Origin of the sequence: Peribacillus sp. NPDC097895 (assembly GCF_050277555.1) — a bacterium.
Classification (GTDB): domain Bacteria; phylum Bacillota; class Bacilli; order Bacillales; family DSM-1321; genus Peribacillus.
Map to the genome: position 1 here is coordinate 41,454 of NZ_JBNNSH010000004.1, position 16,864 is coordinate 58,317.

General features: G+C 38.5%; 17 protein-coding genes and 1 pseudogene. 12 read left to right on the top strand and 6 right to left on the bottom strand.

Features of this window, described 5'->3' with window-relative positions:
- The first annotated feature begins 5 nt into the window (after positions 1–5).
- The 3 genes from ACQKMH_RS19335 to ACQKMH_RS19345 all read left to right on the top strand — a co-directional run bounded on the left by ACQKMH_RS19335 (position 6) and on the right by ACQKMH_RS19345 (position 1,416).
- Complete coding sequence (locus ACQKMH_RS19335; RefSeq protein ID WP_427589051.1) at positions 6–296, top strand: RNA polymerase alpha subunit C-terminal domain-containing protein; 291 nt, start codon at positions 6–8, stop codon at positions 294–296.
- A gap of 95 nt (positions 297–391) precedes the next feature.
- Positions 392–748: an MFS transporter gene (locus tag ACQKMH_RS19340; protein WP_427589052.1), complete on the top strand. Its 357-nt coding sequence runs from the start codon at positions 392–394 to the stop codon at positions 746–748.
- Between the two features lie 536 nt (positions 749–1,284).
- On the top strand, positions 1,285–1,416 hold the full coding sequence (locus ACQKMH_RS19345; RefSeq protein WP_427589053.1) for a hypothetical protein: 132 nt from the start codon (positions 1,285–1,287) through the stop codon (positions 1,414–1,416).
- A 1,004-nt stretch (positions 1,417–2,420) separates the two neighbouring features.
- Here ACQKMH_RS19345 and ACQKMH_RS19350 read toward each other — a convergent pair.
- From ACQKMH_RS19350 to ACQKMH_RS19370, 5 genes are read right to left on the bottom strand one after another with little or no spacing between them, the layout of a single operon-like run.
- Positions 2,421–3,746 (bottom strand): MFS transporter, encoded by a 1,326-nt coding sequence (locus tag ACQKMH_RS19350; protein ID WP_427589054.1) that lies wholly within the window; start codon positions 3,744–3,746, stop codon positions 2,421–2,423.
- A 31-nt stretch (positions 3,747–3,777) separates the two neighbouring features.
- Positions 3,778–4,926 carry a galactonate dehydratase gene (gene dgoD, locus ACQKMH_RS19355; protein WP_427589055.1) on the bottom strand — a complete coding sequence of 383 codons (1,149 nt, stop codon included), beginning with the start codon at positions 4,924–4,926 and terminating at the stop codon, positions 3,778–3,780.
- Positions 4,927–4,983: 57 nt separating this feature from the next.
- A complete protein-coding gene (locus tag ACQKMH_RS19360; RefSeq protein ID WP_427589056.1) occupies positions 4,984–5,610 on the bottom strand; it encodes a bifunctional 4-hydroxy-2-oxoglutarate aldolase/2-dehydro-3-deoxy-phosphogluconate aldolase in 627 nt (208 codons plus the stop codon).
- A 20-nt stretch (positions 5,611–5,630) separates the two neighbouring features.
- Positions 5,631–6,584 carry a sugar kinase gene (locus ACQKMH_RS19365; protein WP_427589057.1) on the bottom strand — a complete coding sequence of 318 codons (954 nt, stop codon included), beginning with the start codon at positions 6,582–6,584 and terminating at the stop codon, positions 5,631–5,633.
- Positions 6,585–6,598: 14 nt separating this feature from the next.
- Positions 6,599–7,363, bottom strand: a complete 765-nt coding sequence (locus ACQKMH_RS19370; RefSeq protein WP_427589058.1) for an IclR family transcriptional regulator — start codon at positions 7,361–7,363, stop codon at positions 6,599–6,601.
- A 416-nt stretch (positions 7,364–7,779) separates the two neighbouring features.
- Here ACQKMH_RS19370 and ACQKMH_RS19375 point away from each other — a divergent pair, with 416 nt between their 5' ends.
- From ACQKMH_RS19375 to ACQKMH_RS19400, 6 genes are all read left to right on the top strand, one after another.
- On the top strand, positions 7,780–8,481 hold the full coding sequence (locus ACQKMH_RS19375; protein ID WP_427589059.1) for a FadR/GntR family transcriptional regulator: 702 nt from the start codon (positions 7,780–7,782) through the stop codon (positions 8,479–8,481).
- A gap of 115 nt (positions 8,482–8,596) precedes the next feature.
- A complete protein-coding gene (locus ACQKMH_RS19380; RefSeq protein WP_427589060.1) occupies positions 8,597–9,850 on the top strand; it encodes an enolase C-terminal domain-like protein in 1,254 nt (417 codons plus the stop codon).
- 73 nt (positions 9,851–9,923) lie between these two features.
- Entirely contained in the window at positions 9,924–10,934 is a 1,011-nt protein-coding gene (locus ACQKMH_RS19385; protein WP_427589061.1) for a zinc-dependent alcohol dehydrogenase, read from the top strand.
- Between the two features lie 11 nt (positions 10,935–10,945).
- Positions 10,946–11,707: an SDR family oxidoreductase gene (locus ACQKMH_RS19390; protein ID WP_427589062.1), complete on the top strand. Its 762-nt coding sequence runs from the start codon at positions 10,946–10,948 to the stop codon at positions 11,705–11,707.
- 263 nt (positions 11,708–11,970) lie between these two features.
- Positions 11,971–13,302: an MFS transporter gene (locus ACQKMH_RS19395; RefSeq protein ID WP_427589359.1), complete on the top strand. Its 1,332-nt coding sequence runs from the start codon at positions 11,971–11,973 to the stop codon at positions 13,300–13,302.
- Between the two features lie 132 nt (positions 13,303–13,434).
- On the top strand, positions 13,435–13,569 hold the full coding sequence (locus ACQKMH_RS19400) for a hypothetical protein (protein ID WP_427589063.1): 135 nt from the start codon (positions 13,435–13,437) through the stop codon (positions 13,567–13,569).
- A gap of 40 nt (positions 13,570–13,609) precedes the next feature.
- Here the strand turns inward: ACQKMH_RS19400 and ACQKMH_RS19405 are convergent.
- Positions 13,610–13,858, bottom strand: a pseudogene (locus tag ACQKMH_RS19405) (LysR substrate-binding domain-containing protein); the annotation flags it as partial.
- A gap of 392 nt (positions 13,859–14,250) precedes the next feature.
- Between ACQKMH_RS19405 and ACQKMH_RS19410 the strand changes: the two are divergent.
- From ACQKMH_RS19410 to ACQKMH_RS19420, 3 genes are all read left to right on the top strand, one after another.
- Positions 14,251–15,453, top strand: coding sequence for a M20 family metallopeptidase (locus ACQKMH_RS19410; RefSeq protein ID WP_427589064.1), 1,203 nt, complete (start codon positions 14,251–14,253; stop codon positions 15,451–15,453).
- 74 nt (positions 15,454–15,527) lie between these two features.
- A complete protein-coding gene (locus ACQKMH_RS19415; RefSeq protein WP_427589065.1) occupies positions 15,528–16,340 on the top strand; it encodes a DUF3100 domain-containing protein in 813 nt (270 codons plus the stop codon).
- Between the two features lie 3 nt (positions 16,341–16,343).
- Positions 16,344–16,796: a hypothetical protein gene (locus ACQKMH_RS19420; protein ID WP_353751862.1), complete on the top strand. Its 453-nt coding sequence runs from the start codon at positions 16,344–16,346 to the stop codon at positions 16,794–16,796.
- Positions 16,797–16,864 lie beyond the last annotated feature (68 nt).

The following is a 16,864-nucleotide window of genomic DNA, read 5'->3' on the forward strand; positions in this document are numbered from 1 at the left end:
TTAAATTGAAAGAAGGAAAAAGTTTAAGGGTATGTGAAAAAGGCCATAAGTATTATAAAAGTAGTGAATGTCCAAGTTGTCCTACCTGTGATAAAGAGAATAAGCCTAAAAGTGGCTTCCTTTCGAAACTCAGTTCACCTGCTAGAAATGCATTGGTTCACGAAGGGATTGACACTTTGCAAGAACTATCGAAGTACACTGAAAAAGAAATTTTAAAAATCCATGGTATTGGACCAGCTTCCTTACCAATAATGAGAACTTCATTAGAAGGAGAAGGTTTATCATTTAAAGAATAAATATTAAATAGGTTAGATGAATTTTTAAAAATGTAATATATAACAATTGTATACTTTATACTAAAGGCACTGCCGAGAACTGTCATTATGTACTAATGATGTATAAGGTATTCATTCCCTTCAATAAAATTATTGCTTTATTTTTGGGAATGGCGTTTGTAAATGGTATGTTTCCACTTGCACCCCAGATTGTGAATCACTTACTTCCTGAACGAAGAGGATTAATGTCAGGTGTTTTACTAGGGATTGCAAACTTGTCAGGAATTATTGGTCCAGCTGTAATTGGTTTTGTTGTCCAATCTGCAGGCGATAACATTAGGATCGGTTTTAATTACTCTGTTCTATTGACTGCCACTTTATTATTAATTGCCAGCCTTATTTTCTGCATTTTTACAAAACCTGATAGTCACACGAAAAAATCACCATTATCTACTTATGTTGTAAATTTATAGAAATAAAAACAGGTGGGAAAACTAAACACCGACCTCTCCGTATACCGTGTGTACCTTCTGGTATACGCTGGTTCAATTAAGTCAAATCCAGAATAAAATATCTTTCATAGACGCTTTAGTGCCCTTGACGATTCCAATAGGAATTATCGAGGGTTTTTGTGTAGGTTTCTGGTGTAAAACCTTCAAAACAAGGGCAATTAAACTTTAAACCTGAACATACTGATACTAATCTAAAAGAGATGTGGATCGAATACGCCATTGAAAATAATTTGTTTAAGTGGATGCATTATCATCCTAAAAATATATTCATCTGACTGTTAGATGTTACTTACAGTAATGGGATTCCGATTTCGGTCGAACTGACAGGGACATAGAAAATGATGGATTATGGGACTATTAATTATGAAATATATGTTAAGTGCTGTACGGGATGTCTTTATGCTAGTTAGCGATGTGCTACATCCAGGTGAGGCGTATAAAATTTGGAGGCAAGTGTAAGCTAACATACGTATATAAGCTGTGGGAGGTGAGTAAGTATGAGTAATGATGCAGGAGGTTCTAAAAAAAATAAACGAAATGATGCAAACCATGTGAATGCTGAAACGAAAGCCAATCAAAGACGAATTTCAGAAAAGAATAACCCGGAGAATAATGACAAGAAAGAATAATGGGAAGGTTCAGTAGGGACTGATTTTTTTTGATTCCACTATAAATTTCTTCTCATATAACAAATAAAGAATAAAGAAAAAATTTTTACTAGAGAACTGATATATCGACATCAGTTCTCTTTATTGATTTATCACTCGAAAAAGAAGGTCATATTCAAGACCATGAACCTCGTTAGAATATATAATATTTAAAGTGATCTCTATAAATATAAGATAGTTTCCTTTTGTCCTAGAGTTACTGCCCTAATTGAAACCTCTTTTACATAAGTTCTGGATTTATGATGAGGAGAAGAGTGGGAAATTATAGTATTAACCTTTGCGTAAAATATCTATTTTACGAATTATAAGAGTGACTATAAGGCATGTTACGGTTTATTTGATATCTCACAATATTAAGAAGAGGTTAATTAATGGTTTATAATTTTGAAATGGCTTGTTTTAATTCTTCGCATACCTCTTCGTCTTGGCGTAAGCTCTGATTTCTTCATTTGGGACAACTTGAGGCTACCCCGTATTGACCAAAAAAGAACCCTTTCAAGGTGCTTTTTCTATTGTAGTCTTGGAATTATAATATACTGACTCTAAGTACTTGGGAGGACTTCGTGAACTCTATAGAGGAGGAGAAGCATCTCCCGATGGAATACTTAGACATTGTTTCAGGCTACTGATACCATTAAGCTTCACCAGTAATCGGCTGTATTATAGTAGTAATAGTTTGGCAGGAAGGTCACCGGTTGTAGTGTTGATCAGATTGAAAGTTTCCGGTGTAGTATGTCACAGATAAATAATCCCCAATTTTTATAGAGTGATTTTTGAAAATCCATTTTCAAGGCCTTTCAAGGTCATGTTTTACTACTATAATTACCCTAAAAGTTCACCACGAAAATATTGGATACATTTAGCACCGATGGTTACTTAAACAAACAACTAAACAGTGCATCCCAATTTCCGGGTTGCACTGCTTGTTGTACTAATTAATTTGTAAGTATTCTATGCATTCATAATTAGCTCGATAACTTCTTTTCATTCGCTAAATCAAAATCAGCATAATCCTGAACCCTTTCGATTTTACCAACCAAGAAAATGTAGGACAGGGCTCCTGCAAAGGTTATACAAGCAATAAAGGTAAGTGCAGGAGCAAAATCACCGCCCTTGGCCAGGAAGCCAATCACAATCGGTATTATAATTGATGCTGTGCCACCAATGAAATTGAATGTACCTCCAGCAATCCCAATCAGCCTTTTTGGAGCAAGCAATGAAACAAACACCCAGGTGATTGAAGCGAAACCGTTTCCAAAAAAGGCGATACACATGAATAAAATAACTAAATTAGTATTATCAACGAAATTCGCTCCAATGATTGAAGTGGAAAGCAATAAGCCTGATATTACTGGAACTTTTCTTGCAATATCTACAGATACTCCTTTTTTAGCAAGGAAATCAGATAGGAAGCCTGCGAATAAAACTCCGACAAATGCCGCTAAGAATGGTAAGGAAGCCAGAAGACCAGACTTAATGAAGGTTAAGCCTCTGTATTCAACTAGGTAAGTAGGGAACCATGTTAAGAAAAACCATAGTGTGGAGGCTACTGCAAACTGTCCTATATATATTCCCCATAGTTTTCTGCTTTTCAGAACAGCCAAGAAATCTTTTTTACCTATTTTTCTAACAGGTGAATCATCATTTCCAGAAGAAGATTCAACGATAGCTCCACCTTTTTTGATATAATCCATTTCAGCCTTGTTTATTCTCTTACTATGCTGTGGATCTCTATATAAAACATACCATAAAATGGACCACGCCAGCCCTATGATACCTGTCATAACGAAAAGCCCTCGCCAGCCTACGGACTGCTGAAGAAATACTAATGTTGGAGTTAAAAAAGCCAGGCCTACAAATTGACCAGATGTGTAGATGGAGATGGCTCTTGCTCGTTCATTTTCTGGAAACCAGCTAGCAGCAACCTTACTGTTGGTCGGGAAGGCAGGAGCTTCGAACGCTCCAAGCCCGATCCGTAACAAGAAAAACCCTGAAAACCCGCTTGCAAATCCCTGTAGAAGCGTTGCGATGGAAAATCCAGCAATTCCGTATGCGTGAGTTCTACGATTTCCTAGTTTTTCTAAAATCCACCCGCCTGGAATCTGCAAGGCACAATAAGTCCAGCCGAAAGCAGAAAAGATTAACCCCATACTCACGGAATCCAATCCTAGTTCTTTTGAAATAAAAGGTGCTGCAATGGAAATATTGCTTCGATCCATGTAGTTAATAATTACGGTGAAAAATAGCATCATTACAATTCCGTAACGAACTTTTGTCATTTTTTTATTCACTGTACTCACCTTTTTCATGTGGGATTTTGTTTTACCACTCCGCGATGCTACCGTCCTTGTGTCTCCAAACAGGGTTTCTCCAATTATGACCAATCTCCGTCATTTTTCTCACATGGTCCTCATTTATCTCGATTCCTAGTCCTGCCCCATCCGGAATCTTCACATAGCCTTCCTCGTATTTGAACACTTGATTATCAACTATGTAATCCAGCAAATCACTACCTTGGTTATAATGAATGCCTAGGCTTTGTTCTTGGATAAACGCATTATGGCACGTAGCATCCACTTGAAGGCAGGCTGCCAAAGCAATCGGTCCTAATGGACAATGAGGAGCAGCTGCCACATCAAAAGCCTCAGCCATCGAGATGATTTTCTTACATTCTGTTATTCCCCCAGCGTGCGATAAATCAGGTTGAATAATATCAGCATATCCATCTGTAAGCAGCTTTTTAAAATCCCACTTAGAGTACATTCTTTCACCGGTTGCAATCGGAATCGCAGTATGATTCACAATATCCCGCAAAGCTTCATTATTCTCTGGTAATACAGGTTCTTCAATGAACATCGGCCTGTATGCTTCCAGCTCTTTTACAAGGATTTTGGCCATTGGTTTATGGACCCTTCCGTGAAAGTCAATTCCGATTCCAATATATGGTCCTACTGATTCACGTACAGCAGCAATTCGCTCTATCACCTGATCAATTTTTTCATATGAGTCCACATATTGGAGTTCCTCAGTCCCATTCATTTTAACCGCTGTGAATCCTTTAGATACCACTTCCTTAGCTGCTTCACCAACATCGGAAGGACGGTCTCCGCCAATCCAAGAATAAACCTTAATAGAATCTCTGGCTTTTCCTCCAAGAAGCTGGTGCACCGGGGCGTTATAATATTTCCCTTTGATATCCCAAAGAGCTTGATCAATCCCGGAAATTGCACTCATTAAGATTGGGCCTCCACGATAGAATTCTGCTCTGTACATGAGATTCCAATGATCTTCAATATTAAGTGGATCTTTACCAATTAGGTTTTCCATTAATTCATCAACTGCAGCTTTAACAGTTGCCACTTTTCCCTCAATTACGGGTTCTCCCCAGCCAACAATGCCTTCATCTGTTTCTATTTTTAAAAATAACCAACGAGGTGGTACTTGGAATAATTCATAGCTTTTAATTTTCATAGTTAATCTCTCCTTAGTAGTTAGTAGTATTATTGGTGATTGATAGGCATTTAGTTTTTAAGACCGTATAGCAGAAACAAATGATCTAGCTTTTTGCGTCAATTCCATTAAGAATCTTTCATTTACTTCCTGTTTTGCATCGACAAGCGAGCTGCCAATTCCGAAACCAACAACTCCAGCTTTTTGGAACTCGGCCATATTGTCTAAAGTAACTCCACCTGTAGGTAAAAGAGGGATATGAGATAACGGACCACGAATATCCTTAAAATAATTGGGACCGACACTTGCCGGGAAAACCTTGATAATATCTCCTCCATTTTCATATGCTGTTAGAATTTCTGTAGGGGTGAAAGCTCCTGGTATACTAACTGCACCATATCTTTTCGTCATTTTAATGGTTTCTAGATTTACGGTTGGAGATAAAATGAATTTTGACCCTGCGAGGAGGGCTGCTCGAGCTGTTTCAGGGTCTAATACCGTACCAGCGCCCACCACCATTTCCTCGCCAAGCTCTTGAGAAACTAGTTCAATTGATTCCAAAGCATTGGGAGAGTTAAGTGTGATCTCAATTAATCTGATACCACCATCCCGTAAAGCTCTTGCAATTTTTAAAGTATCCTCTGGCCTAGCTCCTCGGACAATGGATATGATTTTATTTTCAAAAATACGAGTAAGCGTATTCATTTTGAACACTCCTTTTCAGCTTAACGGATTACATCCTCTTTATTGGTTTGGTTCATATATTTTTCAAGTGTTTCTTTATCTGGTAGCCCTTCAATATCACCATTTACAGATGTAACAATTGCTCCTATCGCACAACCACGTTTTACCGCTTCATGAATAGGTATTTCATCCAATATCCCGGATAATACACCGGCAGCGAATCCATCGCCAGCTCCAATAGGATCAATTACCGTTTCGACTTGATAAGGCTGAACATAACCAGAAGTATCAGAAGTGGAATAGTAGGCTCCCTTTTCTCCCAGTTTCACGATTACCATTTCAGCACCTAATTGTTTACATTCTCTCGCTATCTGTTCACATTCTGTCGACTTGAATAAGTAGTAACCTTCCGAGATCCCTGGAAGAATGATATCGGACTTTGCTGCTATTTCCAATAACGTTTCTCTACCTGTCTTATCATCAAGAAGCGTCTTTCGTACATTGGGGTCAAATACGATTTTTTGACCATTTTTCTTTGCAAGCTCTATTGCATGTAGAACGGTATTTTTACAAGAATCACTAATCGCGGGAGTGATTCCAGTAAGATATAGGAACTTTGCTTTGGCTATATAGCTTTCTTCCATATCTGCAGGGACCATTTTACTGGCAGCAGATTGATTTCGGTAATAGAATACTCTCGAACTATTGATAGTAGTTCTTTCTCTTAAAAACAAGCCCGTCGGTGCGATTTCATCTTCTTTTACAAAAGAAGTGTCTACACCTTCACCCCGTATGGTCGAAAGGATACGTTTTCCAAGCTCATCTTTGCCAACTCTGCTTATCCAGCCTGTTTGGTAGCCAAGCTTGGCTAAGCCAATAAGTGTATTTGTTTCAGCACCGGCAACTCTTGAAGTGAAGTTCTGGTTGTATCGTAATTGACCTGTTGCTTCAGCAGAAAATAAGATCATCGTTTCCCCTAAACTTACAACATCCATTTGAACACCTCATTTCATTTAAAATGACTATTCCCTGCATTTCCAATACTGGTTGCAACGTCTTTTGCGGTGGTAATCAATTTTCCTACGATAAAATCCGTTTGCTTAATCATCCTATCCTTTGGGCCTGCCACACTGATGGCTGCTTGAATGGTATGATCGGTTCCATAAATCGGAGCAGCCAGACAGAATAAACCATCTTCATTTTCCTCATCATCAATGGAATAACCAAGTTCATTAAAGGACTTTAGCTGCTCTTCAAGCCGCTTTTTGTCTGTGATGGTGTGCTCTGTGATAGGGCGTAATTCAAGACTATCTAGGATAGTAGTCCTTTGTTGCTGAGGTAAAAAGGCCAAAAAAGCTTTTCCGAGACCTGTGCAATATAAGGGTTTTTGACTTCCAGGCTGTGCAGTAGTACGAATAGAACGGTTGTTATCAATTTTTGCAACATATACCAGTTCATTCTCTGATAACACCGCCATGAATACCGTTTCTTGAACATCCTCCATCAATTTTTTTAAATAAGGCAGGCCTTGAGAGGAAATATCCAACGAATCCATAGCAGCGCTACCAATTTGAATCAACTTTGGTCCTAATTTATATTTATTATAGGAGTCGAGAGAGAGATACCCCTCATTTAACAACGTTCTAATGAGACCAGACGTACTACTTTGTGGAAAAGACAAGGATTCACTAATTTCCTTGATGGTTAAACCATGCTGATTCTGGCTTAATAATTCAAACACTCTTAAAACTCTTTCTGCAGATTTAACGGACATTTGTTTACTCTCCTTTAAATCACATATATGATTTCATATCCTATATATGATTTGATGATTTAATATTATCATAGGGAGAAAAAATATCAAGATTTAAATTTACAATTTTCTGAGAATGTTATTTTAATAATTTAAGTGTTAGTTGAACAAAAATGGCGGAGATGAGTTGAATCATGGTTTCCGGTACGGATGCTTTATTCGCGGGGGGCTCAACGGAAGAAGCTAAAACCGTAGATCCAAGCTTCTAGTGAGATATAAGGTGCCTATACCGCAGACCGACACAGGTAGGCGAGGAGATTGATGGGAATATAGGTTGATTGAGTTAAAAATTTAATTGAAAACGTTTACTTTAGAAAATATCCATGATATTATTTACTTGTAACTTGTATGACATGTTACAAGAGAGGTAGACAAAATTGAAATTAAACTCCATTGATAAACAAAATATTGTCAATATAGTGTACGAACAGTTAAAAGAAAACATTGCTAGTGGCAATTGGGCTCCGGGTAGTAAGATTCCTTCGGAATTACAATTGCAAAAAATGTTTAATGTGAGCCGAGTCAGTATCCGTAGTGCGATACAGCGACTTAGGGATTTAGGGATTGTTGTCACTTATCAAGGTAAAGGAACATTTATATCTGAAAATATAGGTGCGATTGGCATCCATGATTTTAACCTTATTATGCATCTTAGCGAGGAAGAGTTTTTAGACATGATGGTGTTCCGACAAACGATTGAATATAAGTGCATAGAATTAGCTGTGGAAAATGCAACAAAAAAAGATCTTGATAACATTGAAGAGGCTTTGAATCAAATGTTTCTTTATAAAGATGATTACAGGAAATATTCAGAAGTAGATTTTAATTTTCATTTAGCCATTGCCAAGGCCTCAAGAAACAAAGTTTTTGTAAATGTGATTCTTTCTATCCGAGATCTATACTATCATTATCTAGAAGAGCTAAATCGGGTTATAGGTGTAACATTGGAAAGTATAGAAGTGCATTTACAAATTTTCAGAGCCATTCAAAGTAAAGATGCCGAAAAAGCAAAAGCGCTTCTTAGTAATGCTATGGTAAAAAATATTGAGAGTATAAAGAAATTTAATCAAAAAAAATAGTTTAAGGTTATTTACCTCATTTAGAGGTAAATATTTTTATATAAATTTGTAGGACAACTAACAAGTTAACAGTACTCATAAGCTACAAACCTATTAAACAAGAGGAGATATGAAAATGAACAATTTAGAAATTCGCGATGTAAAAGTCATATTAACTGCACCAGGGGGGATAGATTTAGTAGTAGTAAAGGTGGAAACAAATGAGCCTGAGTTATATGGACTGGGATGTGCTACCTTTACTCAGAGAATTTTTTCAGTAAAATCAGCAATTGAGGATTATCTAAGACCGTTTCTTATCGGAAAAGACCCAAGAAGAATCGAAGATATTTGGCAGTCAGCTAATGTAAGCGGATACTGGAGGAATGGTCCTATCATGAACAATGCTTTATCTGGAATTGATATGGCCCTTTGGGATATAAAGGGGAAAATTGCTAACTTACCTGTCTACGAATTATTGGGTGGTAAATGCAGAGAAGGTATTCCATTGTATCGGCATGCGGATGGAGTGGATGAAATTGCTGTCGAAGAAAATATACTAGCACTCATGGAAGAAGGTTATCAGTATGCGCGCTGTCAAATGGGGATGTACGGTGGGAGCGGAACTACAGATAGACGATTAATTGCGACAATGTATGAAAAATCAAGTAAAATCGTGCCCAAACTTTCACCAAAAAATTCAATGCCAGGATGCTACTTTGATCCTGAAGCCTATGCTAAAAGTATAGACAAATTATTTGATCATTTGCGTTCGAAAATTGGATATAACATGGAATTTATACATGATATCCATGAACGAATTCCACCTATTGAAGCAGTAAGATTAGCTAAAAAATTAGAACCTTATCATCTTTTTTTCTTAGAGGATCCTGTTGCACCGGAAAATATAGAATGGCTTCAAATGATTAGACAACAAACTTCTACGCCAATTGGAATGGGAGAACTATTCACTAATGTGAATGAATGGAAGAGTCTGATCACTAATCAACAAATTGACTTTATTCGATGCCATATAAGTTCTATCGGTGGAATTACTCCAGCTAAAAAAATCGCAACATTCAGTGAATTATATGGTGTAAGAACAGCATGGCATGGGCCAGGGGATATTTCTCCTGTAGGAGTTGCTGCAAATCTTCATTTAGATTTAAGTTCAACGAATTTTGGAATTCAAGAGTGGACTCCATTTAACGATGCATTACAAGAAGTTTTCCCTGGATGCCCGGTAGTAGAGCAAGGTTTTGCTTATGTAAATGACAAGCCAGGTTTGGGGTTGGATATTGATGAAGTAAAGGCAAGAAAATTCCCTATTAGCGGTGGAATTCCTTCCTGGACTTTAGCTCGTACGCCAGATGGAACAGCTGTCAGACCGTAATGAATGAATTACTTCGCCTTTCTAGGGCCATTAAGAATAAAACATTGTAAAAATCTTTACGAGGGGTGTGTTTATGAAAATAGGAGTTTACTATTCACCAAAAACAGTTGCAACATCGACTTTAGAAAAGCCGTCAATCAAAGATAATGAAGCACTAGTAAAAGTGTCTTATGCCGGAATTTGTGGAACAGATATGATGATATATTCTGGTCAACACCCAAGGGCAAAAGCCCCCCTAATCATGGGTCATGAATTTAGCGGCATTGTTGACGAAATTGGAGAAGGACATGACTTTCAAAAAGGAGACCGAGTTATTGTTGAACCAATCCTGAATTGTGGGAAATGTGCTGCCTGTAAGGCTGGTCAGATTCACGTATGTGCTAGTCTCAAGTATATCGGCATTGACAAGGATGGTGGGTTTACGGAATTTTCCACTATACCTGTCGACAGACTACGGCGCCTACCTGATAATGTATCCGATGAAGATGCGGCATTAACGGAACCGTTGGCTGTAGCAATACATACCGTCCGACGCTCTAGTTTAAAAGTGGGAGATACGGTGGCGATACTCGGCGCAGGACCGATAGGATTATTAATTGGACTAATTGCTAAAGAGGCGGGAGCAGGTGATATTTTCATTTCTGATGTAAGCCCTTACCGTCTGAAAGTTGCCACTGAAATGGGTTTTACAGCGATAAATGACGCTAATGAAAGTATCGTTAAAGAGGTGAGGTCGCATACTCGTAACGTTGGTGCTGATGTAGTCTTTGAAGTTGCCGGTAATCAGATAACCGCAGATCAAATGATTGATTGTATCAAATTTCAGGGTCAAATCGTCGTAGTCAGTGTTTACAAGAAAGCTCCGGTGGTCAATCTGGCCGCAATGCATTTCCGAGAAATATCATTAATTACGACTCGATGCTATAGCCCAGATGATTTTACTAAAGCGATAAAGCTTTTGGAACAGAAAACGTTTGATGTGAACCCTCTTATTTCTCATATCCTTCCGTTAGATGAATTTGAAAAAGGTTTTCAATTAATGGAAAATCCGGAATCATCTTTGAAGATATTATTCCATCCTTAAGGAGCTGAACCATGATGAGCAAATTATTTGATTTAAGTAACAAAGTAGCAGCTGTAACTGGTGGTACAAGAGGTATTGGAAAGGCAATCGCTCTAGGGTTGGCGGAAGCGGGAGCGGACATAGCCTTGCTGCAGCGTTCGATTGAAAATACAGTTACCAAGAAAGAAATTGAAAAACTGGGCGTTAAATGCGAAATTATTCCTTGCGATCTAGACTATCTTGACCAGGTAAAGGTTGCTGTTCCTGAGACGATTAAACAGATGGGTAGTCTTGATATTCTAATCAACAATGCCGGGATACAACGCCGATCCCCTGCTGTGGATTTTTCAGAAGAGGATTGGGACAGCGTCATGCAGGTTAATCTTAAAGCTGTCTGGTTACTTTGCCAGCAAGCTGGAAGACATATGGTTCCGAAACAAAGCGGAAAAATTATCAATATTGCCTCACTAGTTTCCTTTCAGGGCGGTCTGTATGTACCTGCATACGCATCTGCTAAAGGGGCGGTTGCTCAATTAACCAAGGCACTGGCAAACGAGTGGTCACAGCACGGTGTCAATGTTAATGCTATTGTCCCAGGTTACATTTCAACCGAAATGAATACAGCATTAATCAAGGACCCTGTCCGAAGCAGACAGATTCTCGAAAGGATTCCAGCAGGGAGATGGGGGAAACCGGAAGATTTTGTAGGGCCATCTCTCTTCCTTGCCTCTGAAGCAGCTAACTATGTTCACGGTCATTTGCTTGCAGTGGATGGAGGCTGGCTGGGAAGATAAGTAACAGGTCCCTATCAAGAAAAAAGTAGTGTTTGGAAGGGTGAATATAATATGTACAGAGTGATATTTGATAAAGTGAAAATCTTACCCATCAACAAATATACAAACTTATTCGCAAACATTTTCCCAATGGCCAATTGTAAAAAAACAAAGCACTCATTTGACAAAGTACAGAAATGCGCCTATTTCAATTTCAGAGCTTATCTGCTGAATGGCACTACGGTGATGCCATGATGGAACCTTTAAAAGATAGCAAACCAACTATGGATGAAAAAACCACCCGGTTCCGCTTTTATATACTGGCTTTACTCTTTGTGGCGACCGCTATCAACTATATGGACCGAGCGAACTTGTCTGTGGCAGGTTCTACTCTTCAGCAAGAATTAGGGCTAACTGCAACACAGTTAGGGTTGTTATTCTCTGCTTTCACATGGGCGTATGTGGTTGCACAGGTGCCAGCCGGCTGGCTCCTAGATCGTATCGGCCCTCGACATCTTTATGGTTGGGCAATCATTATTTGGAGTTTCTTTACTCTAATTATGGCACTTAGTTCACATAATATTTTTGCCTCAACCACATCTTCATTCATGATGCTATTGATTTGCAGAATGTTAATCGGGGTTGCAGAGGCACCAGGCTATCCAAGCAACACAAAGATTGCCACAATGTGGTTTCCGAATAACGAACGTGCAAGGGCCACCAGTATTTATGCTTCAGGACAATATATCGGTTTAGCCATTTTCACTCCTTTACTCGGTATTATGGTGGCTAAAATTAGCTGGGAGTCTGTATTCTACACAACTGGAGCTATCGGTATTATTTTTGGAATACTGTGGCTCATCTTGTATCGTGATCCCCAAAATAGCAAACGGGCGAACCAAAGTGAAAAAGACTATATCAAAGCAAATGGAGGGTTTGACTCTAATCAAATTCATGCAGACAGTCAAAAAGTTAGTTTTGCAGAAGTAATGTATGTTGTGAAACAGCGAAAAGTATGGGGAATCTTTTTTGCCCAATTTGCTGGAGCATCTACACTCTACTTTTTTCTGACGTGGTTTATCGTTTACCTTGAACAAGGACTTAATTTACCGATAGCAAAAGCAGGGTTTGCTGCAACTCTTCCCTATTTAATGGCAATGGCCGGTGTGCTTTTTGGGGGATTTCTCAGCGACAGTTTATTAAAGAAAGGGCGGTCACTTACTGTTGCCCGTAAAATACCTATAGTCTCGGGACTGATTATTTCATCTATGATCTGTCTGGCGAACTTTTTTGAAGACTCTCCTATAATAGCAGTGGTCATTCTGTCGATTGCGTTCTTTGCAAACGCTGCCGGAAATATGGGATGGGTCGCACTGGGCGATGTCCTCCCGAAAAAAATGGTCGGAACTGTAGGGGGAATCCTCAACGTCTGCGGGAATCTAGCTGGCATCATTAGCCCTATTATATTTGGCACCTTGCTTGAAAAAACGGGTAGTTTCCACTGGGCAATGTATTACACGAGTGCTGTTGCTTTGCTAGGCGGTATAAGCTTTCTTCTTATTATAGATAAGTTGGAAATAATTGATTTAAGTGTAATGGATTCAAAAAAGAATTAGTCATATATCCGATAGAGTCCAATACTTAGGATGAAATAAAGGTTTGAGTTGTGTAAGGAAACAAGACGGATTTTTGCAGGTTGGGAAGCTGATATAAGGACGCAGTTGAACATTATTACTAACGGGGATGCAATGAAAACGTTCGATCACCATACTGAAGAGCCGGAAGGTCAAGTCACGGTACGACAAATACAGAAGATACTAACAGAAAAAAGCCAATCCCTTGAACATACATATGGGATTGGCTTTTTTGCTAACTTCATATAATAAATTTTTATGTTAACTAAAAATGCATATTAGATTTCAATCAAATTCCCTTCGTTTTGCTATGAAACTGTTCTTTTTGGAAAACCAGTCGAGTTGTTGCGAATCGGTACTGTTCCGGAACCGTATGAGCCCGTACGCGATCGTCGCTCACAGCAACGGCCGAATTGGTTAAAAGCGTGTACCCGATTTCAGCTCGTACGCAATTCAGCATCTTCTCCAGTATGCTGATCTCAACGATGTTAGTGAGGGCTGCACCGACGCCGTGAAGCCAATCTTCGAGAGTTGCACCTAAAGGGCAGCCCTATGAAAACATAACCCATGCAAAAAAGGTCGAAAAGAGCGAGGAGGTGATTGGGATGTAAATAATGTTTACTGAAAATAGACTAAATCGACGCTAATCATGGGAAATAATCTTTTTACAGATAAATGGTAAAAAAAGAAATAATCATAGAATATCGTTATCTGCATTTATCGATTGGTTATGTTTGCTGAGCAGATGAAGGATGAAACGGTTACGGGGATAATTAATAGAATAAAGTTTAGTAGCTAACAATTAAATACATTGAATTTTCTGAATATTATTGATATTATTATGATGATAATACTCCGAAGTAAGGGCTAAAATCGTTATTTAACCATTTATTTGAAATAAAATACTACTATATTAAAGGAGTGGAATTAATGGATCAATTATTTAAAGGATTAGATGATATTTATAATGAAATCGTCGATATTCGACGCTATCTTCATCAACATCCTGAGCTCTCTTTTGAAGAAGTGAATACAGCAAATTATATTGCGACTTATCATGAAAAACTAGGGCACAAAGTACGCAAAAATGTTGGAGGAAATGGGGTTTTAGCTTATCTAGAAGGAGATAAACCCGGGCCGACAGTTGCTGTACGGGCAGACTTTGATGCACTTCCGATTCATGAACAAACAGACGTTCCGTTTAAATCAGTTAATGAAGGAGTCATGCATGCATGTGGCCATGATGGGCATACAGCAACATTATTAGGCCTTGCAAAAGTTCTAAATGGCATGAAGTCGGAAATTGAAGGGACAGTTGTTTTTCTCCATCAACATGCCGAAGAACTACCTCCAGGTGGAGCCATTGCTATGATAGAAGATGGTTGCCTAAATGGGGTTGATGTTATTTTTGGAACGCACTTACAGGCACAGATGCCTTTAGGTGAAATTGGTTATCGGACAGGCCCTCTCCAAGCAGCACCTGATCGTTTTGATATAACAATTCAGGGTAAAGGCGGACATGGCGCTGCTCCGCATGAAACAAAGGATAGTATTGTAATTGGAGGACAGCTAATAGGAAATCTACAACAAATAGTTAGCCGGAAAGTAGATCCATTAGAATCTGCTGTTGTCTCTGTTTGTGCTTTTGAAGCAAAAAATCCTTACAATGTTATTGCAGATACAGCTACTTTAACTGGTACAGTTCGAACATTTAAAGAAGAGATTCGGAATTTTATAGAAAAAGAAATTGAAAGAGTCGTTAAGGGAACATGTATTGTGTCCGATGCAACCTATGACTATAAATATATGAGAGGATATCCGACGACAGTTAACCACAAGGAAGAAACTGAATTCGTTGCGAAATTGGCTCACTCAGTACCTGGTGTTGAATCTGTTAAAGAAACCCCACCTATTATGGGTGGTGAAGACTTTTCCTATTATTTAGAAAAAGTAAAAGGAACTTTCTTTTTCACAGGAGCAAAAAGTCCTGATTGGGAACAAGCCTATCCACACCATCATCCAAAGTTTGACATCGATGAACGCTCGTTATTAATCGCTGCAAAAACTCTTGGAGTAGCGACATTACAATACATGAAGAATAGTGCAAAGACTTTATCATCACAACAAGTATAAAAAATAGTGAAATTTAGGGGCCAATTTGTATTTGGCCCCTAAATCAAGACCAAAAATGAAAAGGGATGATAAAGATGACAACTGAAACACAAAAACTTTGGAAAGATTGGCGAGTACATGCCACCGTCTTAGCTATCGTATTACTGTCTGAAACGATTGGCACACACCAAATTCCGTTAGGACCAGGAGTTATTTTATTATTGCCAATGCTTTATGCAGTTATAATTGGAATTTCATTATTCTTCACACCACTTGTTAAGGAAAAGCAATCAAAAAGTGCTGAATCACTTGTATTTATATCGGTTACATTACTTATTGCGAAGTTTGGGGTACAAGCAGGGCCAGCCTTGCCTCTGTTAATTGAAGCAGGACCTGCACTACTACTTCAAGAAATAGGAAATCTCGGCACCATTTTTCTGGCCCTTCCAGTCGCAGTTTTACTAGGATTGAAACGAGAATCTATCGGAATGACACACTCTATTGGACGTGAGCCAAATGTCGCTTTAATTACTGATAAATACGGTTTTTCCTCACCAGAGGGCCGTGGAGTTATGGCTGTATACATATTTGGTACCGTTTTTGGCGCTATTTTTATGGGATTAATATCTGGATTGTTAGCAACTGTTACGCCCATTCATCCATTATCCTTTGCTATGGCAACAGGAATAGGAAGTGGAAGTATGGCAGCTGCTGCATTAGGTCCTCTAGTTACGGCGTTTCCAGAAATGAAAGATCAAATTATTGCTTTTTCAGGTGCAAGTAATCTTGCAACATCTGTAACAGGTTTATATGTGAGTATTTTTGTTGCTTTGCCGTTAACAGAAAAACTGTATGGATGGATGACAAGAAGAAAAAGTAAAAATATGAAATCGAATGTGGGGGTGTAACCAATGTTAAAGAACATCCAAGAATGGGTATTAGTTTTAGGGATTATCGGAGTTGTGGTGTTAATTGGAAATTATATTGGCTATGATATACTCCCAATTACTGCATTACCAGGAATGGTTATATTAATCCTTATTTCTTTAGCTGGCCTGGTTATCGGTAAACTAGTCCCACTCAAAATCCCAAGTATAGCTTACATTGGAATATTAGGTTTTATACTTACTGTTCCTAGCATGCCTGGATCAGATCAAATTGTAAAGTGGACTGCAGATGTCAGTCTTTTAGCAATAGCTACACCCATTTTAGCCTATGCTGGGATAGGTATTGGCCGTTCATGGACAGACTTTGCTAAACTAGGTTGGAAAACAATTGTTGTTGGAATGTGTGTATTACTTGGGACCTTTTTGGGTTCTGCAATTATTGCTGAAATTGTTCTGCGCTTTCAAGGGATTATTTGATTTGAGGGTGAATTGAATATATCATCAAATAAACTAGTTTCTTGGAATGAAATGGAAGGCGTTCATGG

Coding starts and splice junctions, on each gene's coding strand:
- ACQKMH_RS19380 (WP_427589060.1), top strand. CDS start 8,597: ATGAACAATTTAGAAATTCGCGATGTAAAAGTCATATTAACTGCACCA.
- ACQKMH_RS19415 (WP_427589065.1), top strand. CDS start 15,528: ATGACAACTGAAACACAAAAACTTTGGAAAGATTGGCGAGTACATGCC.
- ACQKMH_RS19420 (WP_353751862.1), top strand. CDS start 16,344: ATGTTAAAGAACATCCAAGAATGGGTATTAGTTTTAGGGATTATCGGA.
- ACQKMH_RS19370 (WP_427589058.1), bottom strand. CDS start 7,363: ATGTCCGTTAAATCTGCAGAAAGAGTTTTAAGAGTGTTTGAATTATTA.
- dgoD (WP_427589055.1), bottom strand. CDS start 4,926: ATGAAAATTAAAAGCTATGAATTATTCCAAGTACCACCTCGTTGGTTA.
- ACQKMH_RS19390 (WP_427589062.1), top strand. CDS start 10,946: ATGATGAGCAAATTATTTGATTTAAGTAACAAAGTAGCAGCTGTAACT.
- ACQKMH_RS19360 (WP_427589056.1), bottom strand. CDS start 5,610: ATGAATACGCTTACTCGTATTTTTGAAAATAAAATCATATCCATTGTC.
- ACQKMH_RS19345 (WP_427589053.1), top strand. CDS start 1,285: ATGAGTAATGATGCAGGAGGTTCTAAAAAAAATAAACGAAATGATGCA.
- ACQKMH_RS19340 (WP_427589052.1), top strand. CDS start 392: ATGATGTATAAGGTATTCATTCCCTTCAATAAAATTATTGCTTTATTT.
- ACQKMH_RS19395 (WP_427589359.1), top strand. CDS start 11,971: ATGGATGAAAAAACCACCCGGTTCCGCTTTTATATACTGGCTTTACTC.
- ACQKMH_RS19365 (WP_427589057.1), bottom strand. CDS start 6,584: ATGGATGTTGTAAGTTTAGGGGAAACGATGATCTTATTTTCTGCTGAA.
- ACQKMH_RS19410 (WP_427589064.1), top strand. CDS start 14,251: ATGGATCAATTATTTAAAGGATTAGATGATATTTATAATGAAATCGTC.
- ACQKMH_RS19385 (WP_427589061.1), top strand. CDS start 9,924: ATGAAAATAGGAGTTTACTATTCACCAAAAACAGTTGCAACATCGACT.
- ACQKMH_RS19400 (WP_427589063.1), top strand. CDS start 13,435: ATGAAAACGTTCGATCACCATACTGAAGAGCCGGAAGGTCAAGTCACG.